Origin of the sequence: Paenibacillus vulneris (assembly GCF_039543185.1) — a bacterium.
Classification (GTDB): domain Bacteria; phylum Bacillota; class Bacilli; order Paenibacillales; family NBRC-103111; genus Paenibacillus_S; species Paenibacillus_S vulneris.
On sequence record NZ_BAABJG010000006.1, the window covers coordinates 486,432 to 510,984 of the forward strand.

At 49.1% G+C, this 24,553-nt stretch carries 30 protein-coding genes and 1 riboswitch; of the genes, 12 read left to right on the forward strand and 18 right to left on the reverse strand.

Going from position 1 to position 24,553, the window contains the following annotated elements:
- Positions 1–163: 163 nt before the first annotated feature.
- The gene (locus ABEA66_RS07580) at positions 164–1,255 is read left to right on the forward strand and encodes a ParM/StbA family protein (protein ID WP_345587084.1); all 1,092 of its coding nucleotides are present in this window, start codon (positions 164–166) and stop codon (positions 1,253–1,255) included.
- Between the two features lie 156 nt (positions 1,256–1,411).
- On the forward strand, positions 1,412–1,642 hold the full coding sequence (locus tag ABEA66_RS07585; protein ID WP_144028068.1) for a hypothetical protein: 231 nt from the start codon (positions 1,412–1,414) through the stop codon (positions 1,640–1,642).
- A gap of 115 nt (positions 1,643–1,757) precedes the next feature.
- On the opposite strand, the gene ABEA66_RS07590 is transcribed toward ABEA66_RS07585, so the two are convergent.
- A complete protein-coding gene (locus ABEA66_RS07590) occupies positions 1,758–2,537 on the reverse strand; it encodes an MFS transporter (protein ID WP_345587386.1) in 780 nt (259 codons plus the stop codon).
- A 449-nt stretch (positions 2,538–2,986) separates the two neighbouring features.
- On the opposite strand from ABEA66_RS07590, the gene ABEA66_RS07595 reads away from it, so the two are divergent.
- Complete coding sequence (locus ABEA66_RS07595; protein WP_079914347.1) at positions 2,987–3,166, forward strand: small acid-soluble spore protein H; 180 nt, start codon at positions 2,987–2,989, stop codon at positions 3,164–3,166.
- A 274-nt stretch (positions 3,167–3,440) separates the two neighbouring features.
- On the opposite strand, the gene ABEA66_RS07600 is transcribed toward ABEA66_RS07595, so the two are convergent.
- Positions 3,441–4,220, reverse strand: coding sequence for a Cof-type HAD-IIB family hydrolase (locus ABEA66_RS07600; protein WP_079914346.1), 780 nt, complete (start codon positions 4,218–4,220; stop codon positions 3,441–3,443).
- Between the two features lie 168 nt (positions 4,221–4,388).
- A riboswitch (guanidine-I (ykkC/yxkD leader) is annotated at positions 4,389–4,496 on the forward strand.
- A 106-nt stretch (positions 4,497–4,602) separates the two neighbouring features.
- On the opposite strand from ABEA66_RS07600, the gene ABEA66_RS07605 reads away from it, so the two are divergent.
- Both ABEA66_RS07605 and ABEA66_RS07610 read left to right on the forward strand, forming a co-directional pair.
- A complete protein-coding gene (locus ABEA66_RS07605; RefSeq protein WP_345587085.1) occupies positions 4,603–4,941 on the forward strand; it encodes a DMT family transporter in 339 nt (112 codons plus the stop codon).
- A 2-nt stretch (positions 4,942–4,943) separates the two neighbouring features.
- A complete protein-coding gene (locus ABEA66_RS07610) occupies positions 4,944–5,258 on the forward strand; it encodes a DMT family transporter (RefSeq protein ID WP_079914344.1) in 315 nt (104 codons plus the stop codon).
- Between the two features lie 44 nt (positions 5,259–5,302).
- Here ABEA66_RS07610 and ABEA66_RS07615 read toward each other — a convergent pair whose 3' ends face one another.
- Both ABEA66_RS07615 and ABEA66_RS07620 read right to left on the reverse strand, forming a co-directional pair.
- Positions 5,303–5,458: a hypothetical protein gene (locus tag ABEA66_RS07615; protein ID WP_345587086.1), complete on the reverse strand. Its 156-nt coding sequence runs from the start codon at positions 5,456–5,458 to the stop codon at positions 5,303–5,305.
- A gap of 29 nt (positions 5,459–5,487) precedes the next feature.
- Positions 5,488–6,342, reverse strand: a complete 855-nt coding sequence (locus ABEA66_RS07620) for a helix-turn-helix transcriptional regulator (RefSeq protein WP_345587087.1) — start codon at positions 6,340–6,342, stop codon at positions 5,488–5,490.
- Positions 6,343–6,575: 233 nt separating this feature from the next.
- Here ABEA66_RS07620 and ABEA66_RS07625 point away from each other — a divergent pair, with 233 nt between their 5' ends.
- The gene (locus ABEA66_RS07625; RefSeq protein ID WP_345587088.1) at positions 6,576–7,157 is read left to right on the forward strand and encodes a type 1 glutamine amidotransferase family protein; all 582 of its coding nucleotides are present in this window, start codon (positions 6,576–6,578) and stop codon (positions 7,155–7,157) included.
- A 67-nt stretch (positions 7,158–7,224) separates the two neighbouring features.
- Here the strand turns inward: ABEA66_RS07625 and ABEA66_RS07630 are convergent, their stop codons facing one another.
- From ABEA66_RS07630 to ABEA66_RS07640, 3 genes are all read right to left on the reverse strand, one after another.
- Complete coding sequence (locus ABEA66_RS07630; RefSeq protein ID WP_377739969.1) at positions 7,225–7,635, reverse strand: VOC family protein; 411 nt, start codon at positions 7,633–7,635, stop codon at positions 7,225–7,227.
- A 95-nt stretch (positions 7,636–7,730) separates the two neighbouring features.
- The gene (locus ABEA66_RS07635) at positions 7,731–8,360 is read right to left on the reverse strand and encodes an effector binding domain-containing protein (RefSeq protein WP_345587090.1); all 630 of its coding nucleotides are present in this window, start codon (positions 8,358–8,360) and stop codon (positions 7,731–7,733) included.
- A complete protein-coding gene (locus tag ABEA66_RS07640; protein ID WP_345587091.1) occupies positions 8,357–9,742 on the reverse strand; it encodes a helix-turn-helix domain-containing protein in 1,386 nt (461 codons plus the stop codon). Before ABEA66_RS07640 ends, ABEA66_RS07635 begins: the two co-directional genes overlap by 4 nt.
- A gap of 325 nt (positions 9,743–10,067) precedes the next feature.
- On the opposite strand from ABEA66_RS07640, the gene ABEA66_RS07645 reads away from it, so the two are divergent.
- Entirely contained in the window at positions 10,068–10,934 is an 867-nt protein-coding gene (locus ABEA66_RS07645) for a DMT family transporter (RefSeq protein WP_345587092.1), read from the forward strand.
- A gap of 259 nt (positions 10,935–11,193) precedes the next feature.
- On the opposite strand, the gene ABEA66_RS07650 is transcribed toward ABEA66_RS07645, so the two are convergent.
- The 3 genes from ABEA66_RS07650 to ABEA66_RS07660 all read right to left on the reverse strand — a co-directional run bounded on the left by ABEA66_RS07650 (position 11,194) and on the right by ABEA66_RS07660 (position 12,544).
- A complete protein-coding gene (locus ABEA66_RS07650) occupies positions 11,194–11,466 on the reverse strand; it encodes a barstar family protein (protein WP_345587093.1) in 273 nt (90 codons plus the stop codon).
- A 17-nt stretch (positions 11,467–11,483) separates the two neighbouring features.
- Complete coding sequence (locus ABEA66_RS07655; RefSeq protein ID WP_079914337.1) at positions 11,484–11,912, reverse strand: ribonuclease domain-containing protein; 429 nt, start codon at positions 11,910–11,912, stop codon at positions 11,484–11,486.
- A 191-nt stretch (positions 11,913–12,103) separates the two neighbouring features.
- Positions 12,104–12,544 carry an SRPBCC family protein gene (locus tag ABEA66_RS07660; RefSeq protein ID WP_345587094.1) on the reverse strand — a complete coding sequence of 147 codons (441 nt, stop codon included), beginning with the start codon at positions 12,542–12,544 and terminating at the stop codon, positions 12,104–12,106.
- Positions 12,545–12,738: 194 nt separating this feature from the next.
- Here ABEA66_RS07660 and ABEA66_RS07665 point away from each other — a divergent pair, with 194 nt between their 5' ends.
- Entirely contained in the window at positions 12,739–13,503 is a 765-nt protein-coding gene (locus ABEA66_RS07665; protein WP_192705405.1) for an SDR family oxidoreductase, read from the forward strand.
- 202 nt (positions 13,504–13,705) lie between these two features.
- Here ABEA66_RS07665 and ABEA66_RS07670 read toward each other — a convergent pair whose 3' ends face one another.
- Together ABEA66_RS07670 and ABEA66_RS07675 are read right to left on the reverse strand one after the other, a co-directional pair.
- Positions 13,706–14,107: a VOC family protein gene (locus tag ABEA66_RS07670; RefSeq protein WP_345587095.1), complete on the reverse strand. Its 402-nt coding sequence runs from the start codon at positions 14,105–14,107 to the stop codon at positions 13,706–13,708.
- 84 nt (positions 14,108–14,191) lie between these two features.
- Positions 14,192–14,878 (reverse strand): class I SAM-dependent methyltransferase, encoded by a 687-nt coding sequence (locus ABEA66_RS07675; protein WP_345587096.1) that lies wholly within the window; start codon positions 14,876–14,878, stop codon positions 14,192–14,194.
- A gap of 190 nt (positions 14,879–15,068) precedes the next feature.
- Here ABEA66_RS07675 and ABEA66_RS07680 point away from each other — a divergent pair, with 190 nt between their 5' ends.
- Positions 15,069–15,452, forward strand: a complete 384-nt coding sequence (locus tag ABEA66_RS07680) for a helix-turn-helix domain-containing protein (RefSeq protein WP_345587097.1) — start codon at positions 15,069–15,071, stop codon at positions 15,450–15,452.
- A gap of 54 nt (positions 15,453–15,506) precedes the next feature.
- Here ABEA66_RS07680 and ABEA66_RS07685 read toward each other — a convergent pair whose 3' ends face one another.
- From ABEA66_RS07685 to ABEA66_RS07695, 3 genes are read right to left on the reverse strand one after another with little or no spacing between them, the layout of a single operon-like run.
- Positions 15,507–16,658 (reverse strand): Re/Si-specific NAD(P)(+) transhydrogenase subunit beta, encoded by a 1,152-nt coding sequence (locus ABEA66_RS07685; protein ID WP_345587098.1) that lies wholly within the window; start codon positions 16,656–16,658, stop codon positions 15,507–15,509.
- Entirely contained in the window at positions 16,648–17,532 is an 885-nt protein-coding gene (locus tag ABEA66_RS07690; protein WP_345587099.1) for an ABC transporter ATP-binding protein, read from the reverse strand. The genes ABEA66_RS07685 and ABEA66_RS07690 overlap by 11 nt, the downstream gene beginning before the upstream one ends.
- The gene (locus ABEA66_RS07695) at positions 17,507–17,920 is read right to left on the reverse strand and encodes a GntR family transcriptional regulator (RefSeq protein ID WP_079915096.1); all 414 of its coding nucleotides are present in this window, start codon (positions 17,918–17,920) and stop codon (positions 17,507–17,509) included. The genes ABEA66_RS07690 and ABEA66_RS07695 overlap by 26 nt, the downstream gene beginning before the upstream one ends.
- A 588-nt stretch (positions 17,921–18,508) precedes the next feature.
- Between ABEA66_RS07695 and ABEA66_RS07700 the strand changes: the two genes are divergently transcribed.
- Positions 18,509–19,456 carry an LLM class flavin-dependent oxidoreductase gene (locus tag ABEA66_RS07700; RefSeq protein WP_345587101.1) on the forward strand — a complete coding sequence of 316 codons (948 nt, stop codon included), beginning with the start codon at positions 18,509–18,511 and terminating at the stop codon, positions 19,454–19,456.
- Positions 19,457–19,788: 332 nt separating this feature from the next.
- Here the strand turns inward: ABEA66_RS07700 and ABEA66_RS07705 are convergent, their stop codons facing one another.
- Together ABEA66_RS07705 and ABEA66_RS07710 are read right to left on the reverse strand one after the other, a co-directional pair.
- Positions 19,789–20,067: a ChbG/HpnK family deacetylase gene (locus ABEA66_RS07705; RefSeq protein WP_345587102.1), complete on the reverse strand. Its 279-nt coding sequence runs from the start codon at positions 20,065–20,067 to the stop codon at positions 19,789–19,791.
- A 345-nt stretch (positions 20,068–20,412) separates the two neighbouring features.
- Positions 20,413–20,715 carry an ArsR/SmtB family transcription factor gene (locus ABEA66_RS07710; RefSeq protein WP_345587103.1) on the reverse strand — a complete coding sequence of 101 codons (303 nt, stop codon included), beginning with the start codon at positions 20,713–20,715 and terminating at the stop codon, positions 20,413–20,415.
- Between the two features lie 134 nt (positions 20,716–20,849).
- On the opposite strand from ABEA66_RS07710, the gene ABEA66_RS07715 reads away from it, so the two are divergent.
- Complete coding sequence (locus ABEA66_RS07715) at positions 20,850–22,256, forward strand: MFS transporter (protein ID WP_345587104.1); 1,407 nt, start codon at positions 20,850–20,852, stop codon at positions 22,254–22,256.
- Between the two features lie 70 nt (positions 22,257–22,326).
- Complete coding sequence (locus tag ABEA66_RS07720; protein WP_345587105.1) at positions 22,327–22,749, forward strand: GNAT family N-acetyltransferase; 423 nt, start codon at positions 22,327–22,329, stop codon at positions 22,747–22,749.
- 295 nt (positions 22,750–23,044) lie between these two features.
- Here ABEA66_RS07720 and ABEA66_RS07725 read toward each other — a convergent pair whose 3' ends face one another.
- Complete coding sequence (locus ABEA66_RS07725; RefSeq protein ID WP_192705417.1) at positions 23,045–24,436, reverse strand: MATE family efflux transporter; 1,392 nt, start codon at positions 24,434–24,436, stop codon at positions 23,045–23,047.
- Positions 24,437–24,553 lie beyond the last annotated feature (117 nt).

A 24,553-nucleotide genomic window follows, 5' to 3' on the forward strand; every position in this document is an offset into this window, starting at 1 on the left:
ATTCGATGGAATACGATCTTATTCGTCGCATTCTCCAAAAAAACCTTCCAGGATTTACGTTTTTCTTGGAAAATAGTTCAAAAGTACGAAGGGATTTTGTAGAATGTAATCGAATCATAGTACTAAATAAGTAGGTGAAAATGACTGGAGGGAATTTATTACAATGAAATTGGCGGGAATCGATATAGGCAACGACAGCATCAAGGTCGTGCTGGACGGCGTTCGTGATCCTTTAATGATTCCGAATATTATAGCGCCTGGGTACGAAAGACATATTTTACAGGAGGAGGATTCTCCTCTAAAAGCACTGGATGTTGTCGTACACAGCCCGCGCCTGACAAGAAACAATCAAAGGTACTTTGTCGGCATGCTCGCCATGGACAATGAAGACAGCGTCGAGCTGGAAGAGACGGATAACAAAGCGGTCTCGGATCAATCCTTGATCGTAGCGGTAACCGCGCTTGCTTATGCGGGAATCGTGAGCCAATCGGTAACCAACACCGGCTATAATAATATGGAAGAAGTCGAGTACGTCATCGGGACCGGTCTGCCGGTCCGTACCTATTCGTACTATCATTCCGCCTTCGAGGATCGTCTTGTAGGTGAGCATGAGGTTACCTTCCTATCCACACCCCATCTGAAAAACCGGAAGATCAAGGTTTCGATCCGCCGGGCTATCGTATCTATCGAAGGCGCGGCTGCGCTGTTCCAGATGGCGACGCATGACAATTTGCAGGTGAAAGACGAAGAGCTGTATCACGGCTGTATCGGTATTTGCGAGATGGGCGCGCTGACAACGGATTTTCCCGTCATTAATAAAATGAGCATCGATAATCAATTCAGCTCCGGAGAACAAATCGGTATTGCTACCTACCTGGACAGCATTATCCGGGACGTGGAGGATCAATTCGGTTACCGCTTTCCGAGCCGCGCGAAGCTTGTACAGCGAATTAAGCGCAGCGACTTTCTTATCCGCCGTATCGGGGAAGGGCAGTCCAGCATGAAGCCGATCGTCGATATGTACTTTACCCGCGCTGCAAATAAGATTGTCGATTTGATCAAGAAACGGTGGAAAAAGCACCCTGACATCCAATGCTTTTATGTGGTTGGAGGCGGAGCCGCCGCGCTGCGCCCTTATATCGTCGAAGCAGCCGGTCCTATGAAGCTTCGGTTCATGGACGAAAGCGAGCTGTTGAACGTTCAAGGCTACTTGAAGCTTGCCAAAAGCAAAGTGAACCAGAACGCCTTCGTTTAATCGGGTGTGTGGTTCTATCACCCAACTTCATACAAACATTCGTGCAGGTACCCGGTACCTGCATTTTTTTGTTTATCAGCAATTAGGCAAAGGCACAAGCCGCATCTCCGCCAATGTCGTATAATATCTCAGATCAAGAGAGGAGCTGATAAGAAAATGAGTCGTTCACATCGTAATTTTTGTTGTCCGCCTGCCGATCCGATTGTAACGGATCCTCGCAGAGTCATAAGAAATTTTTATCACCCGCAGCTGGTACAGGTGATTCACCCGATAGAGGTTATTAACCGCCATCACTGTTACCCGGTTTATCAGCATTCGTACACTTGCTGTGAAAAAGATGAATTTGTAGGAAGCGTACAGCCTTATTTCCGTAAAGACAATCTTTAATCGCCAGGCAGGCCGCGAGGCCCTACCTTCCATCTGATACCTGCAATGCGGGGCCATGATGGAAAAGGACCGCCCGTTGGGGCGGTCCTTGAAAGCCTGGATCCAAACAGTTTACTTAAGAGGCTTCGCCGGCAGAGCCGGTCTGACGCACTTCTTTCCGATACAGAGGAAGCATGACGATGACACCGATCACAAACAGCACCGCAGCCGCTTCATACATCGCTACGATATGGAACATCTCTTTGAGCCAGCCTGCAAGACTCATTGTCACTACCATTCCTCCCATAAACAGAGGATTCAGAATCCCATTCACCCGTCCTACATAGGATTCATCCGTATTGCTTAGAATCATCGTATTAATCCCGATCTGAATCGCCGGAAGTACGAGCCCGGAAATGAACTGCGCCATTAAGGTTACCCATAACGACGTTGAAAGTCCCGTTATGACCATCCCGATGGCACTGACGACCATACCGATAATCAACATCGTTTGCGGAGCAAACTTTTTGGACAACCCCATAGCTAATCCGCCGCCTATGATCATCGCCACCCCATTGGCAGTCATCAACCATTGAATATTTTCTTTAGGCAGCCCCAAACGCTCCGTAACGAGGAACACACCCAACGGCTGTATCAATCCAAGCGCAAGGCCGGCTGACAAGAAACAGCCCCCGAGCGTTGACAGTACTTTTTTGGATAATACATACCGAAAGCCCGCTGCCATCTCCTCGCCAAGCTTTGTTGCCGGTTTATCCTCTTCATTAATCACGCGATCCGGAGGCAGGAACATCAGCACAGCTGCCGACAGCAGGAATGCTACGCCCATAATGGCGATGGCGACTTGAATCCCGTAATGCTGGTAGACAAACGTTCCGAGTATCGGCCCCAGCACCATGAATACCAATCTGCAAAAACAACCCGGACAATAAAATCGCTTGTACGAAACGGTTGCGGAATAACCCGCCCATACCTTGTGGAGCCGATGACATCTATCTTCTCATCCTTCCCTAGTCTTTACTAAAAAACCATCTGCCAGGAGCCAATAAGCACAAGCTGCACTTAACGCATACTCTTATACGTCATCGGAATACAAAAGGTTGCTTCATCCAAACATTGTTTTTTAACCCTTGTTCTTCCTGTATCCTGATGCGCTCTTAATGATCTGTATGCCCTTAAGCCTGTGACACTTGCACATTGTATCATGGACCCGGGACGGTGTTACCGGAAAAAACCATTATGGTTATTCTTTCCGAAGACGGTATAACGCACCCTTCACCGACGCATACTAACTTCTGGTCCATATAAATACCAGGAATTACACACTGATACGTGGAGGATAATCCAGTGAACAAACAACGTGCACAAGAAATTGCGAGCTCGCCTGATATGGTCCATGTGACCTGCGATGGTGTTCCCATCTACATTCAGCATGTGGATGAACAGAACGAAACGGCGAGGATCTATCCGCTCGATCAGCCTGAGAATGAGCAGACCGTTGCTTTAAGCAGCTTGCAGGAGCAATAGAAGGACAGCAAAAACAGGCTGCTTCACAGCAGCCTGAGGTTGTCGAGAAACTATAGAAGCTTGAACTTTTGCTGTTATACTCCGGTGGGATATGCCCCTCCAGCCTCTGTTGAACCCCGTGAATAGGATTAGATTTAGCGGTATTTTCACGGGTTTCAAAGGAGGACGTAAACTCCTCCGAGGCATCCCCCACCTCCATATGCAGCATTGTTCACGCAAACAGGGTTTCTCGACATCCTGAAGCTGCTTCGCAGCAGCCTGTTTTATAAAAAAATTAGTTTACACCGGATAAAATCCACTTGTCCACGGCATAAGCAATGCCACCCTCGTTCAACGACTTGGTTACATAGCGCGCCTTTACCTTCAATTCTTCCGCCGCATTCCCCATGGCGATACCGCTGCCGACCGCTTCGATCATCTCAAAGTCATTGTGGCCGTCGCCGAATGCAGCGACTTCATCCGTCGTCAATCCTAGATGGTCGATCAGCTTGCGAAGACCTACGGCTTTGTTCATGCCGTTCGGGTTAATATCAACAGCCCACGGTCTCCACCGGTGGATATACAGCTGACTCCGGTCTTCACCGATATAAGCGGCTTCCTCCTGCTCATTGCAGAACACGATGCATTGATAAATATCGGGGACTTCCTCAACCGATTGGAGCTGCACCGGTTCCATGAAGCCGATCTCCTGCTGCGCCTGGCGAAAATACGCGTCATTCTCGCGGTTCATGAACATCAGCTCCGAGCCGTACAGCAGCAGCGTATGGCTTTTGCGCTCGGCCTCTTGAAGCCACGTCCGCACGGTTTCCTTAGGAAAAGGATTGCCGAATACCGTCTTTCCTTTATATCCGATATGACTGCCATTACATGTGACAGCCCATTCAATGCCCAGTTCTTCGCGAAGCGATTCCATCTCGAATTCGCTGCGGCCTGTACATAATGCGAGCGCGATCCCTTGTTCCTTCAGCTTCAATAAAGCCGCTCGGGTAGACTCTGGCAAATAATCGCGGTCCCGCAAAGTACCGTCCACATCGAATGCTACCAACTTGATCATTCTAGTCACCTCATTCTAGATTCTGCTACCATTATAGCAGAGACTTCTGGTTTTGTCCGACAGCGGCGGCCCCGCCTCCACTATAATCCAGCCTCCGGAACGTTTTGTATCTTGAAAAAAAGCAGGGAATACGTTATGATAAGCCGTAATGACTCAGACAAACGAATAACCGAGGTTTTCTAGGGTTCCGCGGCTTCTTCATAGAAGCTCGGTCTGGTCCGAGAGAAAACACACAGGACTTTTCTGTGGACACGGAGGGATAAAAGCCCGGGAGGATATCATGGACGATATCATCCCGGGCTTTTTGTCGTTTGATTCAGGGACTGGGTATCCCCTGTTGTTCCTGCCGCATTCTAAACCATTCAAAAGGAGGATGTTTATCATGAATCGAAATTGGGCTATGGTCTTTATTGCTGGATTATTCGAAATTGCTTGGGTTATCGGCTTAAAGCACTCTCACCATCTGTGGGATTGGACCGGTACAATCATCGCCATCCTGATCAGCATGGACTTGCTCATCCGAGCCTCGTCGAAACTGCCTGTCGGTACGACATACGCGGTCTTTACCGGAATAGGGACGACGGGGACCGTCATTACCGAGATGCTGGTGTTCGGGGAACCGTTCAGCGTAACCAAGCTGCTTCTTATCCTGCTGCTAATCGCCGGGGTAGTCGGACTGAAGATGGTAACAGCGGGGAAAAAGTCTGAGGAGGTGCAATAAGAATGGATTGGATCGCTCTTATTTTGGCAGGCTGCTGCGAAATCATCGGGGTGTCGGGAATTAACCGCATCCACAAAAGCAAATCTATTGCCTCTTACTCTATTCTTATCGGCGGCTTTCTGTTAAGCTTCCTGTTCCTGTCCTTTTCCATGAAGACTATCTCGATGGGGACGGCCTATGCCGTGTGGACAGGGATTGGAACCGCAGGCAGCGCCCTTTTGGGGATGTTCGTTTATGGGGAATCCAGGGAGTGGAAGCGTATGCTGTTCATAGCTATGGTGCTTACCGCAGCGGTTGGACTGAAGATCATTTCATAGCACTAGCAGTCCAGCCGCTGTTGAAACCCGCGAATCGGATTATATTAAGCGGTATTTTCGCGGGTTTCAAAGGCGGGCGTAAACTCCTCCAAAGCATCCCCCCATATGGATAATATTTCACGTAAAACAGGTTTTTTCAACAGACTGAGGTTTCCCAAGGGCGCCTCAGGCTTGTTGGTTATAATCGCATGGTTTTCCAATGTACCACCTCCTCCACGTGAATTACTATCTAGCGATAGCCTTGCCGATAATCACGGGGGGATACGGAGGCAATCTGCTTGAACACCTTGCCAAAATGGGATACGTTACCAAAGCCGGCAGCGGTAGAGATGTCGATGATCTTCATATCCGTTTCGCGCAGCAGCCGCTGCGCTTCCTTCACTCTGACGGTATTGACGTAATCCGTAAACATGAAACCGGTTACATTTTTGAACATTTTACTTAAATAGCTAGGACTTATGTAAAATTGCCCGGACACGGACGTTAAACTGATCGGCTGATCGTAATGCTTGTTCATATATTGGACAATCTCGAGGATCTTCTTCTTTATTGTGGAGTCTTGCTCGATGGGGGTTGCGTTTCTTTTTTCAATAAACCGGAACACATGCAGCAGCAGCTCGGCAGATAGCTGTTGAAGCCGCAGCTCGAAGGCGGGGGGCTTGTTTGTCATTTCCTGAGCGAACTCGCTAAATAGGCCCTCCATCAGCATTCGTTCCTGAATCGATAACCGAAGGACCGGGTAGCCTCGAAACAGTGACAGCAGCGGGGCGGCATCCCGTCCCTTAAAGCTCTCGAAGTATCGCGAGTCATAGTAGGCAACAGCCCTTTCGTAATCGGGAACGCCGATGTCAAATGATTTATGAATTTCGTTGGAGCCAATGATCACCAGATCACCTTGCCGGACCGTGTAGGAGCGATCCTTGATGAAGAATCCCCTGGCCCCTGAAAACAAGTACAGAATTTCATAGTGATGATGGATATGATAACGATTCATGGTGACATATCCCGTCCGATTCGAGAATTCGATATGAAACGGATCTGCAGGTCTTCCATACCATAATTTATTATTCGGCGACAGCATCATAGTCCCACCTTTACGGGCTATTCGTTTTTCTTCCATCATAACAAAATAGGCGGGGTTCTGCATGATTCAGGCTGACTATCCCAAGGGTGATTTCAAATAAAAACAAGATGAATCAATCAGCCCTACTGAATTTTCTCCACTAGACTATACCAACTTCACTGACCGTTTCTGTCAGCATATCTGCTTTATAATAGACTACAAGGATGTAAAAACTATCCAGGGAGGGATCTGCATTGAAGGAAGTGTGGATATTTATTACTGACGGCTTCGCCGATTGGGAGGCGAGCTACGTTTCAACGGAATTGAATAATCCGGAAAATGGGTTTCAGGTAAGAACGGTCGCTATTGACAAAGACCCCAAGGTTTCCATGGGGGGACTTCGGGTGCTGCCCGATTATGAACTGAACGTTGAACCATCTCAGGACAAATTGGCGATGCTGATTATTCCGGGAGGTACGGGATGGAGAGAGGCCAAAAATCAACAGGCCGCCCGGCTGGTACAGAGCTGTGTCGATAAAGAAATTCCGGTCGCGGCCATTTGTGATGCGACGACGTTCCTGGCCAGCCACGGATTCCTGGACAATATCAAGCATACCGGCAATACCTTGGATTTCATGAAGGAAGGAGCGCCCAACTACCGCGGCGAAGGCTCCTATCAGACAGTCCAATCCGTCAGCGACGGCAATATCATAACAGCCAACGGAACCGCTGCCTTGGAGTTCTCCAGACATATTCTGGAGAAGCTCGGCGTGTATGAGGGTGAAAAGCTGGAGGAATGGTACACAGTGTTTAAAAAGGGATATCTATCTGAATAAACAGCATTAAATCTCAGAGCAGACTGCGCAACCCGCGGTCTGCTCTTTAGATTGCCGGTGTATTGCCCTATTCCCGGCAGATCATCAGCTTATTGCCGTCCGGGTCCTTAACGACGAACCAATGATTATGCTCGATTGCCGTTACAAGCTCGACGCCGAGCTTTTTCATATAATCGTAAGAGCCCTGCAAATCATCCGTCAACAGCATAAAAGCGGGAGTCTCGATAGATGGCGCTCCACCAGGCTGATCCCCGCCCCACATGGGCATCGTATCCAGAATAATGCCCGTTCCTTGCATGGGTAAGGTGCATAAATGACCAGCCATACTCGTACAATTCGCCTCATTCAGCCCAAGAACTTGACAATACCAGCTGCGGGCTCTTTCCATATCGCGGACCGGGATAAAGACGCTTCCGATCTTGTTCTTAACCGGACTATTACGTACGGAACCTGCTTCCGATGCGTGCTGTTGATTCATCGTTTTCCCTCCAATAATCGTAGTTAACGCTTGCGGAACCCGCACCGGCTGATAACCTTCCGGCGGCTCCTTGTGCATTCGCTTTGTATTCATGATCAATCCTCCAGGCCTGAATGAATAGGAAGCGAGTACCGGGAGAACCCCTCTTTTTCATAGCTGTATCGTTCACAAATAATGTACTTCCGGTCATCTGCGCCTGTTTCCAGGCGGGCTTCACTAAGATAGTGTTCCACAGCCTGGCTCGCCGCGTCAAAATCACCGTCCCGGTTGGGTACGACTACGCAGGTTTGAGGAGGCAATGTGGTCCGGAAATACCACTCCGGAACATCCTCGAAGGAATCCACCTCAACACAGAGAATATAGGCATGCATATCCGACTGCTGCTGTGTAGAAGCCTTAGGCCAAATGCCATAATGGACGGAAGGATTTTTGACGGATGGCAGATGCTTTGCAGAAGATAACAGCGCTTCTTTGGCATGGCGGTATTTGCCGCTCATATCCTGCAGGCTTATGCAAGGGATGCCGATTAATTTCAATTCATCGTGCTTAACGATATAAGGCTTCATATCCTCCATCGCTTCGGTTGACACCTCTCTTTGGGTTGATCGATACAAAATGCTTAGCGCCGCCGGAACCCGTTCCGGCTTATAGCTGTCCGGGCGCCTGCCCTCCAGAATCCTATGCATGGGCTGCAGCCGCCCGGGATTCCTGGCTGAATGCTTCATAGCGAGCCCCCTCCTTTCGAGATGGGAATGTACACTTTAACCACGGTATCCCGCTCCAGATCGCTTCCCTCGATGAGAAGATATTCAGCGAACCATTGCCGCTCTTCATCCAATCTGTAGCTGTCATTGGCGATGATCCAGCGATGCATCTTTTCCAAGACCCCGGTCAACAAGCCGTACGTCTTGGACACGCAGCACGCATATGTGCCGGAGCCCAGCCGTTTTTCCTTCAGTCCCTCCAGCGCCGGAGCTTCGGGTCCAGCAGTCAAAATCCCGTTCTCCCACCAATAATCCTCCATATCCTTGGCTCCATAATGATAGGACATATAATATTTACCATGGCCCTTCCGGCAGCGCGCATGGGACACGTTAGTATGCCAATCTATCAACTGCATTTCCGCAGCCTTTTGAGCTTCTGCCCCATCTCCCCTGCAAAAGAATGCTTTGATTTCTCCCAGCTCAACGATCTCTATCGGTTCAGGGTGAAGCTTCCGCTGCACGGGAAGGTACAGGTTCATTCTCGTCACTTTATCGTTGTAGGCAATGAACTCCTCGATATATTGATGCGTTCCGATGTCAAACGTGCTCTTCGGCAGCCATTCGGACAATAATCTGTCCCACGCATCCTGAACGGTCTTCGGGCATGCAGCAGGAATCCTTCTGACGGCGTACAAGCCTCCGGCGAAGGGCTCCTCGGTAAACGCATCCTCCATAGTCTGGTCCGCTGTATCCGCTATCAACACCTTGTAGCCGTATTTTCGCGGCTGTCCTTTTCCAGGAAGCTCTACATTGTGACCGAAAATGCGAAGCTTCGACTTGACGTCTCTCGTTACCTCATGGGTGCTCAGCAGCCGTCCGACGATCCGGAACGCCTCGTTCTCCATTCCCTCCTCATGATCGGCTATATACAGATAGCTGTACATTTTACCTGGCAGCAATCGAATCACTTTGACATCGGGGAACCGCTCCGTTTGCTCCCTATCCTCCGTGTACGAGATTTGTTCATGCAGCCTGATCGGTTCGAAGCTGAAGAACAGCTCGGCCTTTCGATAGCTGGCGGGAGTCAGCCCAACGATCTTCTTGAATACCTTGGCAAATGAATGGTAGGATTCGAATCCGCTCTCCCATGCGAGCTCCTCGACCGTCCGGTTCGTATTTCTCAACTGATGGGCGGCAACGCTTATTCTTCGTTTGCGAATATAGTCCTTGACGGGATGTCCGGTAAGCGCATAAAACACCCGGTACAGCTGAGCGACCGACAGATAAGCTTCCTCGGCAATGCAGGTAAGATCCAGCTCCTGGTCCAGACGATCCTCGATATAGTCGATCGCCCTTTGCACAGAATCGGCATAGCTCATGGTTTTCACCTTTTCATCTCTCACGTCTTCTTCCTTATTATACCAAAAGGGATGACATCCAGTATGTTCAAAATTCTCAGATATTCAGTAAACTTTTCAGTCACTCACTCTAGCTATATAATGAATTTATGACATGCAGTTTTCTTATAAAGATTCACGTGATTAACGAAATGGAGGAGATATCGCATGGTTAACTTTGTCGCCCCTCCCGTAATGCCTTAACAGTAGAATCTACTGTCGGGGTACTTACAAGAGGCTTGTCAGACCTTTTCCATAGATTCTACTGTATGCATTCGGCAGCCGGCCTGCATAGGTCCGCCATCATATTAGTAGAAAGCGGGAAAAAGAAGTGAAAGAAACGATTTATTTTATTTTGTCGATGATCATATTCGGAGCAGTTGGCGTTTTTGCTAAATATATAGATTTGAGAGCAAGTGTAATTGCTCTTTTCATGAGCCTTATTGGCAGTATGTTTTTATTCATCATCTGCATGAGTACGAAGCATAAAATATCACGGCAAATTATAAGAAGAAATGTGGTCCCGCTGTTTATAGCGAGCCTCGCTTTGTGCGGCAATTGGATTTTTCTTTTTCAGTCCTATAAGGAAACTACGATTGCGAATGCAGCCATAAGCTATTATTTTGCTCCTGTGCTGGTTATCGTGATGTCGCCTGTTGTACTGAAAGAAAAGCTTTCGCTAAAAAAAGCAATATGTGTCGTCATTGCCCTTATCGGATTGGTTTTGATTGTACAGAGCAATAAAACAGCCACAGCCGAACATAATCTGCTCGGTATTATCTATGGGCTTATAGCGGCGGGTTTTTATGCGGTCTTGACCCTGGTTAACAAGTTCATCCGAAACATGAACGGGCTGGAGAATACGTTTATTCAGATTGTCTTATCCTCTGTCATACTACTGCCTTATGTTTTCATTACAGAAGGCTTTCCTATTTCCCGGATATCGGGCAATTCTATTATTTTACTGCTGCTCCTGGGCATATTTCATGCGGGAGTAGGATTCTACCTGTTCTTTACTGGAATGAGCGGGCTTAAGGCTCAGAGCGTCGCTGTATTAAGCTATATAGATCCTTTAACTTCCTTGTTTATTTCAGTTCTTGTCATAGGCGAAAAGATGACATTACTTCAATTGGCTGGCGCTGCCTTATTGTTGGGATCGACGCTGCTAAGCGAAACAAGCAGGGGTAAGAAGACCTAGTAAGTTAAAAGTTTAGTCAACATTGACCGGTGCAGTCTATTGCAGCTTCCACACAAGCTCTAAATTAATAAAAGGACAAGTGCAGCTTCTGCTCTTGTCCTTTTTTACTACAGTATTTATAAGACTCCGAGGTCATCGGATGTGAAAATTTTATTTGGCGATAAAACCTACCTCTAGACGCGGCCGCACGTCTTAGAAAGGCTTCGATAGAGGCTCTCTCATGTCTATGATATACCCCTCCGTCTTATTCATTAAGCTTTTACTCGATCCGCAAATGAAAACCTTCAAGCTCCTTCTCCGCGTCTTGAAAAAGCTGCAACAAAAGCCCAGTATACTCCCCGAGCTTTTTCTCGCTTTCCTGAAAATGCTGCCAGCGAAGCGTTAGCGGCAGTTCAACCCATCCGGTCAGACAATCCCATAAGGCGTCCAAATTATTGCCGTAATAGTGCGGCAGCGACAGGGCTTCTTTTAAGACAGCATGCAGCTGGTCTTTAGAATCAAATTTCCGGCCATCCAGTATGATTTCGCGCAAGGCTATCCCCCCTGTGTTTACTTGATTTGCTGAAACGTTTCGTAATGATCCTCGGTCTTATAGATTAAGCCGTCGTTGGAAAATAGGATGCGGTCTTTTCCCCTGTGGCCTGATTTGTAATTGATATCGGCTTCGTACCATATTCTCCCCTTTTTCGAGGGCAATTTATTTTCACGGTTTTGGAAGACATCGCCGCCTATGCTTTTACCAGGTGCAACTTGATTCAAGTTCCCTTTCTGAGGATCCCAGCCCCGCTTGGTCGCTTCGTTCTTGGTAATAAAATTATCCGGCAATTTGTTATGAGCTTGAATGTACTTGGCGACACTTTCAAACGTCGTATAATCCTCTGATTGCGGTTTTTCCTTGCTCACTCCGCATCCGGCCAGAAGCAGCAAACAGCTTAGGAATACAAACAAAATAGACTTCATGAATTTCAAAGCTTTCATCCTCACTTCTTTATGTATAAGTCATCTGATATTTACGGAAATGATAACATGAAGTTTCATTTATGCAAACCCATTCGCCTAATAAACGCCCTATCCCGCGGCTTGTTGCACATACTGCTTCCCTCCGCATCAAAAAAAATATCGCCGTCATCCCCCACAAGGAGCATGAACGACGACATTTCTTAGTAAAGCTAAAAAGCTATTTCCGTCAGTACCCTGCCCAACCGGTCCAGGTTCTGTTCATTCCCTTCAACACAGTAAGCCTTAACCTGTTCGAACACCTCCGCCTTCTTGAAAGTCTGGCGAAAAGTCACCTTGGTTCTGCCTCCCAGATCCTCAAAGGAAGCCGTTACCCGAAATTCAGGACCGGATACATGATCCAGCACGACCTGCTCAAACGGCACAATCTCAACAAAGACGCAATGATTGGGATAATCTGCTCCATTCGGGCCGTGCATCGTGAACCTCCATGTTCCCCCGGGTCTAATATCACACTCGTGAAACGTATTCGTAAATCCTTCCGGCCCCCACCATCGAGCTAACAAATCCGGGGTTGTCCAAGCTCGAAACACCAGCTCCCTTGGTACATCATATTCGCGTGAAGCCACTGCTTCATTCTCACCTATGTTCATATTTATGCCTCCCTTTCTAATTATGGCCTTCCAGCGGGTAATTTCACTATAAATCATTACGTTACGTAAGGTGCAAGTGTTATCGCGATAGTTTCTAATTTGCTTGTATGTAACTGCACCCCGAATGAGAGCGCAACATTTCGAACATCCCCTTGTGATATAACTAACATGAATTCAAACAAGGAGATGAGAGCATGAGTAAGTTACAAGGTAAAATCGCACTAGTCACAGGTGCAAGCCGGGGAATCGGACGCGGCATTGCGTTACGTCTCGCAGAGGAAGGCGCATTAGTCGCAGTTCATTATGGAAAAAGACAAAGTCAAGCAGAGGAAGTCGTCCGCCAGATTCAAAATCATGGAGGCTCCGCATTCACAGTCCACGCGGATTTTCATTCTCTTAAAGGCGTAACGGATTTATATGACGCAATGGATGAAGCCCTTTACAAGCGAACAGGGGAGAATCGATTCGATATTCTTGTCAATAATGCCGGAATCGGACAAATGGTAACCATTGAAGATACGACGGAGCAATCCTTCGATGAAGTGATGAACATTAATGTAAAGGCACCGCTTTTTGTTATTCAGCAGGCCCTGCCGCGTCTTAGGGATGAGGGTCGAATCATTAATATTTCATCGTTTGTTACTAAGATGGCTCTCCCTAATGTATTCGCCTACAGCATCTCCAAGGGGGCGGTCAATACTCTGACAAGCGTCCTCGCTCAGCAGCTTGGAAAACGCCTCATTACAGTGAACGCCATCCTCCCTGGCTTTATCAATACAGAGATGAATGCCGATACTTTGCAGAGTCTCGAAGGACAGAAGTTTGCCGCCGGCCTCTCCACCTTCAACCGTTGGGGTGAGCCAGAGGATGTCGCGAATATTGCGGCCTTTCTGGCCTCATCGGACAGCCGCTGGGTGACCGGTCAATTGATTGACGCAAGCGGGGGCTCTCATCTTTAAAATGCCCCGCAAAGCGGGATGGCTATGACGTTCCGATAGTCCCGAAATTAATAATGTCATAGAAACGGGGTTCAAATAAGCGCTGGACTTTGAACCCTTCATTTTTCAAATATGAACCGTTCATCTTGTCGATAGAACCAAAAGCCCGCCGTTTTTGGCGGCAGCCGTATGGGTTATTGCAAAGTGTTAGATAAATATGATGTTACTCGTTAGGCTCGGATGTAACCATCCACGCGACACCGTATCGATCTGTAAGCTCTCCGTAATACAGGCCGAAAGGCTGCAGCGCAAAAGGCTGCTTCACTTGACCGCCCGCTGCAAGCTTGGCAAATGCCTCGCCAGCTTCCGATTCCGTTTTGTACGATACATTGAGTAATACGCCCGTTCCCCTAGTAAAAGGCTCCAAGGAATCGGCCATAAAAATAGAGCTTCCGCCGGCAACAACCAGACATAAATGGATGACCTTGTCCTTATGCTCGTGCTGTGCCCCCGTTGCTTGTTCGTGCGTCATGACCGATACGATTTCCCCGCCAAGGGATTGGGTGTAAAACTCCGCTTGCGCTCTTGCATCCTCAGATAAAAGAAAAGGTCTCACTTGTCCCACAATATGTTCCACCTTTCAAAGTTCAGCTTTATCGGTACAAGCTTATTATAGGATACATGCCTCTTCCAGGCTTCTTATGGATTGCTATGTTTTTAGCCACCACATTCCCGCACATTCCGGCAGCTGAATCCAGTTCCGTTCAACCACCCGCTTCGCCATGGCATCCCCGAAGAAAAATCCCGCAAGCTGCTCTGCCTGCTGAAGATTCTCAAAGGTATAATCCGTTCGAATCCATTTGTGGTTAAATCCGTAATCCTGAACGAGCGCGTCATAGTATGCTTTCAAAAACTCCGGCGGGTTAGGCTGTTCTTCCCCTGTACCCATCGTTTCCAAGATAAGAATGGTGCCGTTAGGCCGCAGCACCCGCCTCATCTCAGCTAGGATCTTCCTCAAATTGCCCATGGCATCGGGAACATCGGCATTCGTAAGGTAGCAGACCGTCCAGCCTGCAATGATGAAATCGACGCTGTCGTCCGCTAGCGGAAGCGACCTGTGATCTGCTGCGATCGTTCTCCAATGAGTGAAGCCCGCGTCCTTCAGACGTTCGGCTGCAACCTTTAACATGGCTTCCGAAGCATCGGCAGCAACGATGGATTTGGCTTTGGCAGCCAATTCAACCGTAAATCTGCCGGAGCCTGCCCCCATATCCAGGATGTCCAGGCCCTCCAGGCTGATCAGCTCTTCGATGGTGGGAAGGAGCGGCTTTTGCTTGGAAATCATCAAGTGGTACTGGTCTGCTTGCTGCTCATAAATAACAGAATGATTTGGCATATCGAATCCTCCTTATCGTAGTGGAACCGGTTCTCCATCATCATAAAGCTTAACGTAACGTGAAGGTCAACAGCATAGTACCGCCAATCGGAATGCTGCTGTTACTCCGCGCCTCTACGCATCCCAACGGTTATGCATCGGCTATCCGGTCCATACTGGACATATACCCTTACGAAGGAGCGGTGATGGGATGAATGAGATTGGCCTGTACATCAAAACTATCCGGCAGCAGCGCGGTGTGGACATTATGGATTTTGCAAGGGAGCTCGGTGTATCTCCCGATTATTTAAGCAATCTTGAATCCGGCAAAACAAGGACGCTTCAGCTGGAAATCATCAACAAGCTGCAAAACGAATTTCAGCTGATCGAAACCAACGAGATCGAGCCGTATATCGAGAATGACGCAGGCGCCCGGATCGAGCAGCTCGCCCTATCCTTGCGTGCGCTGCATGAACATGACCCCAAAGCCGCTGAATATTTGATAGGCATTGTGGAGCAGGGCTTCGAGTGGATGATCAGCACCGGCAAGCTTCAGACGGGTAAGAACCTGCGTTTTTTCGATAATAACCAATAAGGAACCTGCCGCAGCAGGTCCCTTATGCTCCCTTTTCATATCTCATTTATCTGTTTAACTTGCGCTGGTCCGTCTTCTGCCCGGCAGTCCTTTACCCCCGAGCCATTTGCGGATGATAAAGGCTGCCACGGCCGCCGAGACGGCGCCGGAAGTGTAGAAAATGATTAAATTTTGCACATACTTCTGTGCATGCTGGCCTTCCCTTCCATAATAGTGATTACCCAGCATTCCCTCCAGAAGCGTCCCTCCGAACAGGAAGACGCATACCATACCACCGGCTACCAAATAGGGACGCAAGCGTTCGTTTAACAGCAGCTTTCCGTTGTTTTCGTTTCTCGATGTCCTCGCCATCCGGTGCATTCCCCATACACTTCCCGCTGTAACCAGTACAGGGACGATAAAGGAATGGATTCCGAAGTACAGCTGGCGTACTTTCCACAAATAGGATTCATCGTTCCCGGCCGTAAAGTTTGCTAAGGCGAATAACGAATTCACATGCAGCAGCTTGATCGGAAAGGAAATATGCTCGAACAGAATGCTCATTTCCCGAAGGAACAGCCAGTCTTCCCTTGTATTCATAATGCCCATCGCAAAATAATGCATCGAAACGAGTCCCTTCATACAACCATATAAGTCGTATGGAACCAGCGGAAGGATGATGCAGAAAGCGATTTGAGAGATAACGTTCCCTCCAACAAATCCGATCCATAGGGACAGGCTGAACACCGCGCAAAGAGTGAAAAGCTGGTGCAAATAATAGATTCCCATCAAACGATCCGGCAAAAATGTGCTCAAAACGGTCGTATGGATTATGGCCAGTTGGATCAAGAATCCAGCCGTAGTCGCTCCGATGATGTGAACCACTCCAAGCAGCCATTTGGTTAAGAATATATGCTCTCTTTTCACAGGCATCGCATAGGCGAGCTCCAGCGTCTGATTCGTTCGCCCGAGGCCGACCAAAACAGCCGCCAGCCCGATGCACAGCAGCAGCTGTATAGCGGAGATCATTTCCACGTTAGCATAGAAATTGTATTGGTACTCGTCCTGATAGTTCCTCCCAATCTCCATGTAAAATTGAAGGTGCGATGCCACATTACCGGCATGATTGTAAAATTGAACGCCGCTCAACACGACAGTGAGCCAAATCGCCCAAAGGATGTATTTGGATTGCTTGTAATTTTGAAACCATAATCCCTTATGAAGCATGCCGATCCCCTCCCAGCTTCGTAATGAATAAGTCTTCTATAGTTACCGGCAGCTCATCCAGCAGCAGCGGCTCGCTGTTCTTCAATGCCTTCATTGTTCCTGCCGTATCGTTCTTCAGCAGCAGCGTAGCCACCCGCCCGACCTGTGACAATACTTCCACATCGGGTAATGATGAGAGAGGATTACGCATAGTGTCGGCAAAGGCGACCTGGACTTTTTTGTACGTCTCCTGCAGCTCTCCGATTCGGATGACGGATTCGATCTCCGTCTCCTTCATCATCATAATGACGTCGGCTACCTTCTCCAGCTCCTGCAAGTGATGGGAGGAGATGAATAGAGCCGTCTCCCGCTCGGATACTTCCTCTATGAGCAGCTGCATAATCTGCTTCTTCACGATAACATCCAGGCCGTTGGTCGGCTCGTCCAGCAAGATCAGCCTTGCTCTCGTAGACAAGGCAATGATCATGAACAACAGAGCTTTCATCCCTTTGGAAAAGCTGCGTATCGACCGGTTCGCCGGCAGCTGAAACCGATCCATCCAACCGTACAACGCTTGCTCATCGAACGACTCATACATATGGCGGTGTAAACGGACCAGCTCCTTAACATTGTAGCTGTTGTACATGCTCATGGAATCGGGCACATAGTACAGGGATTGCTTGACCTCCGGATGGGCCGTCAGGTTAACTCCCTCCAGCATTACTTCCCCTTCGTCCGGGTCTAAAATACCGGCCAAAAGTCTTAGCAAAGTCGTCTTCCCTACGCCGTTACGGCCAATCAGCCCTGTGATCGTCCCTTGCTTGATTTCAAAATGAACCCCGCTAATAATGGGTTTGCCATCGATATGTTTACTTAGATTGCGGACGGTTAACATCGTCTTCGCCTCCCCATTCCTTCAAATAGCCGTCAATCCATTGAACGAGCGTGTCACGGCTGACGCCGATATAGGATGACTCCATGACAAGCAGCTTCAGAGACTCCCGGATTTCCTTGATCTTCTGCTCATTTCCTTGAGCTGAGGACAAAGCCTCCGTGACGAAAGTTCCTTTTCCCCTTCGGGTTTCAATAATGCTCTGCCGTTCCAGCTCCTGATACGCCTTGCTTACCGTATTCGGGTTAATCAGCAGAGCGGAAGCAAGCTCGCGAACAGACATCAGCTTGTCGTTCGGACGGAGCACCTTTTTCAATATAAGCTCCTTAACTTGCTGAACGATCTGTTCCCAAATGGGGGTCGTACTGCGCTCATCGATATGTATTGGCAAGGTTTCTCACCCCTTTTTCATATCAACCTAAGTTTATGTGTATTAGTACGTGTAGTACACTTAATACAATAGAATACATTTTCCTGTTTGTCAACCCCTCTTCTCTCCAAGCGCATCTCTGATGAGTATGACGGATGGTTATGATACAATGGGATAACCCGATGCACAGGGGTGGTCTATTGAGAAACTTGAAAATCTGTAAGTTTGCCCCGGTACCCGGTGGGGGAGCCTTCCGGCCACTGCTATTATCGCCCCTGTAAGGGATACCCTGTTTACGGCCTTTCGCTTTTTTTATGTCGAAAAAAAGCATCCCGGCTGCCGACGACTTCTGGAGTGCCTGCATCCTTCACGCTGGGGCAAGGTTTCGTTATACTCCTACCGGGGGTTTATTATCCTTGATGGATACCCTGTTCGGTCCGCCTGAAGGGGTTGGGGGTGGGCAGCGTTCGAATTTACAAAGTTGGCTGATAAATTAATGAGAGCGAACCGATCAAAGCGGCTTAAATTGATTGAAGCAGGTATCAAGCTACGGTGAAGGATGAATATATTCGATTGAAGATGCAGGAAGGGATACGGAAAGGAGAAGGTATGAAGTCTTTGAAGCTCAGTGTATTGGATTTGGTTCCTGTTCTGGATGGAGCAGACGCAACCTATGCGTTATCCCAAGCTGTAGAACTGGCTCAAACGGCCGAGCAGCTGGGCTATACCCGCTATTGGGTTGCGGAGCATCACGATATGCCGCATCTGGCCTGCACCTCGCCGGAGGTGCTGTTAGCCCACGTCGGGGCGCGGACGGAGCGCATCCGTATCGGTTCGGGCGCCCTGCTGCTGCCTCACTATAAGCCGCTCAAGGTAGCGGAATCATTCCACCTGCTCGCAAGCCTCTACCCGGGGCGTGTGGATCTAGGCATCGGCCGCGCACCCGGCGGTTCGGCGCATGTCAGCATTGCGCTGAGCGGCAACTTCCTCGAGCATGTCCGGCAGCTGCCCGATACATTGCAGGAGCTCATCAGGCTGCTCGAAGGCAGCTTCGAGCTGGATGGGCAGAAGGTTACCGCACGTCCTGCTCCCCCAGTGCCGCCGGAGCTGTGGATGCTCGGTACGAACCGTAAGAGCGCCGCTTATGCGGCTGAGATAGGAGCCGGGTATGTATTCGGGCAGTTCATGAGCGATGTGAACGGCAAGGAGGTGCTTGACGCGTACCGCGAGGCTTTCGTTCCGTCGCGTCTTAGCCCGCTGCCTCGAGCGATCGCGGCCATCGGGGTCGTCTGCGCCGAAACCGAAGAAGGGGCCGAGCAGCTAGCAGCTGCGGGTATGGCTCCCTTTGGGCAGCAAAGCACTGGAGAAGAAGGCCCCTCGTCATCCTCGGTCCGAAAATGGCTGGTCGGTACTCCGCAGAAAGTCAAAATGCAGCTGGAGGAGCTGTCACACCTCTACGGCGTTGATGAATTTATCGTGGTCACTATGATCAAGGACTACAAGAAGCGGCTTCATTCGTACACCTTGCTTGCGGAAGCCGTAGCGTCCGGCGGCTGATTCCTTTTAAAATATTGATTCCAAATGTCCCCCTCTCCACGGACAAACTTCTCAAGCCGTGCATATGCTGTAACAGCTGAAGATGAACGGAGGGGGAGAACTTTGCGCATCATGGACCCATTGCTTAGTCTTACCCGCACAACATGTATATGTGTGTTGCTTACCGGCTTGGGATGGTTCATCGTCAATCCTGCAAGCGTTTTTATGTGCGTACATGAGGTTAGAACGATGCTCCGCTTTTTATAAAAATGGCCAATGGTATTTGTGCATCGACAGGCAGCCGCTGCAGGCAAGCTGAAAGCGGACTGTCTTTTTTGTTTTCCACAGTTGCCTTACCATTCCCCGAATCGCTGCCCATCCCGAATGTCCCTCCACGAAATCAAGCGCAAATGCTGCTGCTCGATGGTTTGTCTAATAATCCCGACCCGAACTGACGGATACCTTCTGCAAAATGCCGCCGCAGCCCGAGCCCTCTCCCCCTGCATCATAATCGATGCGGACGTAATGGCCCCTGCGTGAAACATCTCCATAATAGCCTGATTGGCGCTATCGGATATTCCGAAATCATCCGCGTTAATAAGGACATAACGATCTCCAGGGGTAAACAGCATAGGTATCGTCCCTTCTTGTTTAATTTGAACGGCAAAAAGGGACGCAAAAACCACCTAAGTGATTTTACGTCCCCTGCTCTCTTACGGGAAAATGTGTATGTTTCTAGTATTATACACCGGCTTTTCAAAAAGTAAAGCCCTTCACGCCTTTTGCCATTCCCTTTTTCCCAGGCCTTACAGAAACTGCGGAGCTGCAAAGCCGGACCTTGCTAGTTTTTCGCCCAAGGCTGCTCCTATCGGGCCAAGCTGCAGAGCTGGCTGCAGCAGGAAGGCCAGCCGAGCTCTAGCCGCGCCAAACAACCCTCCCCTTTATCAGGAGAGGGTTGTTCCTCTACGACGAATCTATTATTGTGCCGCATTCAAGATCGCATCCAGCAGCCCGGGGAACCGCGCATCCAAATCTTCCCTCCGAAGATCTACAATATGCTGAGTACCCTGAACCTGCACTCGAACTACCCCCGCTTCACGCAGAGTTCGAATATGGTGAGAAGCCGTAGACTTGGCTACAGGAAGCTCGTATGAACTGCACGGCTGAGCGCCCTGCCGGGCGACCATGCTGACCAGACTCAAACGGACCGGATCGCTTAATGCATATAAGACGGAGCTCAAATGAATATCGTCAACGGCGGGATGAAATAAAATCTTCATAGACAATCCCCCTTATATTTTTCAAAAAATTTACACTGACCTTATTGAATTATAGCACATCTCATGATATATTTCTATTGTTCGATAACAATCGAAATATTGAACAAACATTCCGTTACCCTAAGGAGGGCTTTATGAATAGTCAATCTGCAACTCCCCATGCAAGCTCCGATGCCGGAGTGGGAAACAGCTTCAAGGAAAGCTGGGTCATCCCTCTTCTCGGTTTTACCGTCATTCTCGTTGTCATGAACACGATGATGTTCAATCTGGCTCTGCCCAAGATCACCATCGATTTCAGCCTGTCTCCTGTTGCGGCTTCCTGGATTGTCACGGGATACTCCATTGTGTTTGCCATTTCGTCCATCACTTATTCGCGGTTATCCGATTTCGTGCCCATCCGCAAGCTGTTCACGATAGGGCTGCTGTCCCTTGGAGGCGCTTCTGTGTTAGGCTTCTTTAGCCATCATTTTGTTCTGCTGCTTATGGCGCGCCTGATTCAAGCCTCCGGGGCTGCTTCTGTACCGGCGTTAGGAATTGTTCTGCTGACCCGCTATATTCCTTTATCGAGACGCGGCAAATCGATGTCGATCGTCATGTCGGCAAGCTCGCTCGGTCTAGGTCTAGGCCCTGTGATCGGCGGCTCCATTACCCAATATTTGGGGTGGAACGATTTGTTTCTCGTTACAGCAGTCACCCTGCTGTTGACCCCTGTATTTTACAAGCTGCTGCCCGATGAGCAGCCGCAAAGAGGCTCCTTCGACATTGCGGGAGCCGTGCTGATCGCTATCGGTACCACAGGCTCTCTGCTGTTCTTAACCAACCGTTCCTGGTGGATGCTGGCTGCGGGAGTGCTCGCCCTGGTACTGTTCTGGATGCGGATCCGCCGTACGAATAATCCATTCGTTCAGCCCTCCCTGTTCGGCAACAAATCTTTTATGAATCTTAATGCCATCGGAATTATGGCCTATATGAGCAGCTTCGTCACTTTATTTTTAGTGCCGCAAATTCTGGCTCATCTGTATGCCTTGACGCCAGGGCAATCCGGTCTCGTATTATTTCCGGGAGCGGTGCTGTCGATGCTGGCCTCTACCTGGATTGGCAAAATGATCGACCGCTTCGGCAACTCCATGCTGTTCCGTTATGCTCCTTGGCTGCTCATCGCAGCGGCCGCATTGTTCGCCCTGCTGGCCGTTCATTCCGTCTATGCCATCGTAGTGACTTACATGCTGCTCAGCGTCAGCTTCTCGGCCCTGACCACCAGCGTATCCAATGAAATATCGCGTATCGTGCCCAAAGAGCATATCGGCGCGGGAATGGGACTGTTCCAGCTGCTGCAATTTTTTAGCGGAGCCTTCAGCGTTGCTGTCACAGGAACCTCGCTCACCATGCAAAAAAGCCTGCCTCTCCCCCTTGCTTACACCAATATTTTCTGGGGAATGACGGTTGTTGCGGCTATCGCCATCATTTGTTCCTTACTTTATCGCGCCGAGAAGCAGGGAGCTTCACTGCAGACGAACGTAGCGAAGGGCTCCGAGGACTAATCCCATTCGCAAAAATCAAACGGAGTATCGTATACTGTAGATGAAAGTAAAGGAAAGAGAGCGTGAGCGATTGAATATTCGTACAGCGAATGAATCCGATTATCCTGAATTAAGAACACTGTATCTGGAAGCGCGGCGAAACAGCTTTTGGTGGGACCATACCGAAGCTATGCGCTTGGAGGACTTCGATACAAGCACGCAGGATGAGCTCATCCTGGTAGCTGAAGGTCATGATCGAATCATGGGATTTATATCGTTGTACTTACCGGATCATTTTATTCATAATCTCTTTGTGCATCCCGATTGTTCCGGTCATGGCGCAGGAGGTCAGTTGCTGATGGCCGCTGCCGAAATCCTGGGAAGGCCCATGAAGCTAAAATGCGTATCCAAAAACGAGAAAGCATTGAAGTTCTACGAGCGCAACGGCTGGAAGAAGCTTGTGGAAGAAGGAGCTCCGGGAGAAGAGAAGTATTGGGTTATGGTTTATGAGTAACAAGGAGCCTGAATGGCTCTTGAGTTTGATGAAAAACCTGAAAATCAGAAAAATTGCATTGGTACCCCGGTGGGGTATTCCCTTCCGGTCGCTGTTGTTCTCGGGAAACTTTGATTATAAACTTTAGTGCAGGAATTTCCCGAGAACAAAGGCTAACGCTTTAGAGTTTTCCAAAAGAAAACTTACTTCGTAAGTAAGGGAATACCCCACCTATCACCTTTTGCACTTTTCCGTATGATCGGATTTTTCAACAAAAAAGGAGCCTAAGCGGCTCCTTTTTACATGCAGCGGGTGGTTAGACACCGGCTGATTGCTCTTTATATTCATGCCGTACGAGCCCATGCTTCTCCCAAGCGCGGCTCTTCCAGCGAAAATACATAATGATCGCGCGGGACCATTCGTCAGAGGCGATAGCCAGCCAAATACCCGCCAGGCCCATATTCAGCTTGAAAACGAACAGATAGCCTAGCGACAGGCTCATCCCCACCATTGTAAAGATCCCGACCCACAGAGGGTACTTGGCATCTCCCGCAGCGCGAAGCGAGTTGATCAGCACAATATTGATCGTACGCCCCGTTTCCAATACAATGCTCAGCAGCAGTACGTTCGCACCCAGACGAATGATCTCCGGGTCTACCGTGAACAATCCCATCAGAGGTTTCCGGAACACCATCACTAGCGCTACCATGAGCAGGGTGGCCGCACTTGCCCAACGCGCGCTGGACAGCACCCTTTTGTAGGCTTCATCCTGCCGGTTCGCCCCTACCAGTCTGCCGACGATAATCGATGTACCCATGCCGATAGCAATGGCGAACAAGTAAATAAACATGGAGATATTGGAGGCGTATTGTCTAGCCGCTAACGCTTCGGCCCCCAGGAAGGTCGCATAAAACAAAAAGATCGTCTGGCAGCCGTGATACATTACTTGCTCCATCGCGGAGGGAATCCCGATTTTCAGTATATTCCGAATATATTGAAGCGATAGGGTAAAATAATATTTCAATTCTACCCGTACCTCCGTCACCCGGTAGAGCAGCCACAGGAAGACGAGGACCGCCACCGCACGGCTTCCTATGGACGATATAGCCGCGCCTTGTACGCCCAGCTGCGGAAACCCGAAATGACCGAAAATCAGCGTGTAGTTCCCGGCTATATGCACCAGGTTCATACCGAGTGATACGAGCATCGCTTGCTTGGTAAATCCGTGAACCCGAATGATCGCGGCCAATGAATTAATGATAGCCTGCAGGAAAATGCCGCCGCCCACGATATGCAGATAGCTCTGCGCGTGAACCAAGATATCCCCGCTTAAATTCAAGGTCTTAAGCATGGCGCCGTTGAACAGAATAAACCCGAGGCTGATCACCAAGCCTACAAGCAGGTTGAGCGTTACGGCATGAGCCGATATTTTGGCGGCTTCGATTAGCTTCCGGGAGCCAATATATTGCGCCACTACAATAGAGGCGCCGTTCCCGATAACCTCCAGTATGAGGATGGCAATGCCCAAGTATTGATTCGCGGCCCCGACTCCCGAAACGGCATTATCCGAAATGGCGCTAAGCATAAACGTATCGGCGATCCCCATGAGCATAAACAGAAAAACTTCCAAAAATATCGGCCATGTGAGAAAAAATAAATTGAATTGCTCGGTACTTCCCCCGTGCTGTTTCCCTTGAATGGAATCCATGATGTCACCTTCTCTTTTTCGTTCCGTTCCATTAAACTCAAGGTATCGTAGCACAGTTCCGAGCCTATTGCACGCACAAAATAACCATTTTACAAAACTTTCATAATGGGTACGCTT

Excerpts from the sequence above, each read along its gene's own strand:
- ABEA66_RS07610 (WP_079914344.1), top strand. The coding sequence starts at position 4,944 with ATGGATTGGATCGCTCTTATTTTGGCAGGCTGCTGCGAAATCATCGGG.
- ABEA66_RS07715 (WP_345587104.1), top strand. The coding sequence starts at position 20,850 with ATGAATAGTCAATCTGCAACTCCCCATGCAAGCTCCGATGCCGGAGTG.
- ABEA66_RS07635 (WP_345587090.1), bottom strand. The coding sequence starts at position 8,360 with ATGAAGCATTCAGCCAGGAATCCCGGGCGGCTGCAGCCCATGCATAGG.
- ABEA66_RS07630 (WP_377739969.1), bottom strand. The coding sequence starts at position 7,635 with ATGAATCAACAGCACGCATCGGAAGCAGGTTCCGTACGTAATAGTCCG.
- ABEA66_RS07600 (WP_079914346.1), bottom strand. The coding sequence starts at position 4,220 with ATGATCAAGTTGGTAGCATTCGATGTGGACGGTACTTTGCGGGACCGC.
- ABEA66_RS07655 (WP_079914337.1), bottom strand. The coding sequence starts at position 11,912 with ATGAAAGCTTTGAAATTCATGAAGTCTATTTTGTTTGTATTCCTAAGC.
- ABEA66_RS07705 (WP_345587102.1), bottom strand. The coding sequence starts at position 20,067 with ATGCTGTTTACCCCTGGAGATCGTTATGTCCTTATTAACGCGGATGAT.
- ABEA66_RS07685 (WP_345587098.1), bottom strand. The coding sequence starts at position 16,658 with ATGCTTCATAAGGGATTATGGTTTCAAAATTACAAGCAATCCAAATAC.
- ABEA66_RS07590 (WP_345587386.1), bottom strand. The coding sequence starts at position 2,537 with ATGGTGCTGGGGCCGATACTCGGAACGTTTGTCTACCAGCATTACGGG.
- ABEA66_RS07660 (WP_345587094.1), bottom strand. The coding sequence starts at position 12,544 with ATGAACATAGGTGAGAATGAAGCAGTGGCTTCACGCGAATATGATGTA.
- ABEA66_RS07700 (WP_345587101.1), top strand. The coding sequence starts at position 18,509 with ATGAAGTCTTTGAAGCTCAGTGTATTGGATTTGGTTCCTGTTCTGGAT.
- ABEA66_RS07665 (WP_192705405.1), top strand. The coding sequence starts at position 12,739 with ATGAGTAAGTTACAAGGTAAAATCGCACTAGTCACAGGTGCAAGCCGG.
- ABEA66_RS07605 (WP_345587085.1), top strand. The coding sequence starts at position 4,603 with ATGAATCGAAATTGGGCTATGGTCTTTATTGCTGGATTATTCGAAATT.
- ABEA66_RS07710 (WP_345587103.1), bottom strand. The coding sequence starts at position 20,715 with ATGAAGATTTTATTTCATCCCGCCGTTGACGATATTCATTTGAGCTCC.
- ABEA66_RS07680 (WP_345587097.1), top strand. The coding sequence starts at position 15,069 with ATGAATGAGATTGGCCTGTACATCAAAACTATCCGGCAGCAGCGCGGT.
- ABEA66_RS07675 (WP_345587096.1), bottom strand. The coding sequence starts at position 14,878 with ATGCCAAATCATTCTGTTATTTATGAGCAGCAAGCAGACCAGTACCAC.
- ABEA66_RS07725 (WP_192705417.1), bottom strand. The coding sequence starts at position 24,436 with ATGGATTCCATTCAAGGGAAACAGCACGGGGGAAGTACCGAGCAATTC.
- ABEA66_RS07580 (WP_345587084.1), top strand. The coding sequence starts at position 164 with ATGAAATTGGCGGGAATCGATATAGGCAACGACAGCATCAAGGTCGTG.
- ABEA66_RS07690 (WP_345587099.1), bottom strand. The coding sequence starts at position 17,532 with ATGTTAACCGTCCGCAATCTAAGTAAACATATCGATGGCAAACCCATT.
- ABEA66_RS07620 (WP_345587087.1), bottom strand. The coding sequence starts at position 6,342 with ATGATGCTGTCGCCGAATAATAAATTATGGTATGGAAGACCTGCAGAT.
- ABEA66_RS07585 (WP_144028068.1), top strand. The coding sequence starts at position 1,412 with ATGAGTCGTTCACATCGTAATTTTTGTTGTCCGCCTGCCGATCCGATT.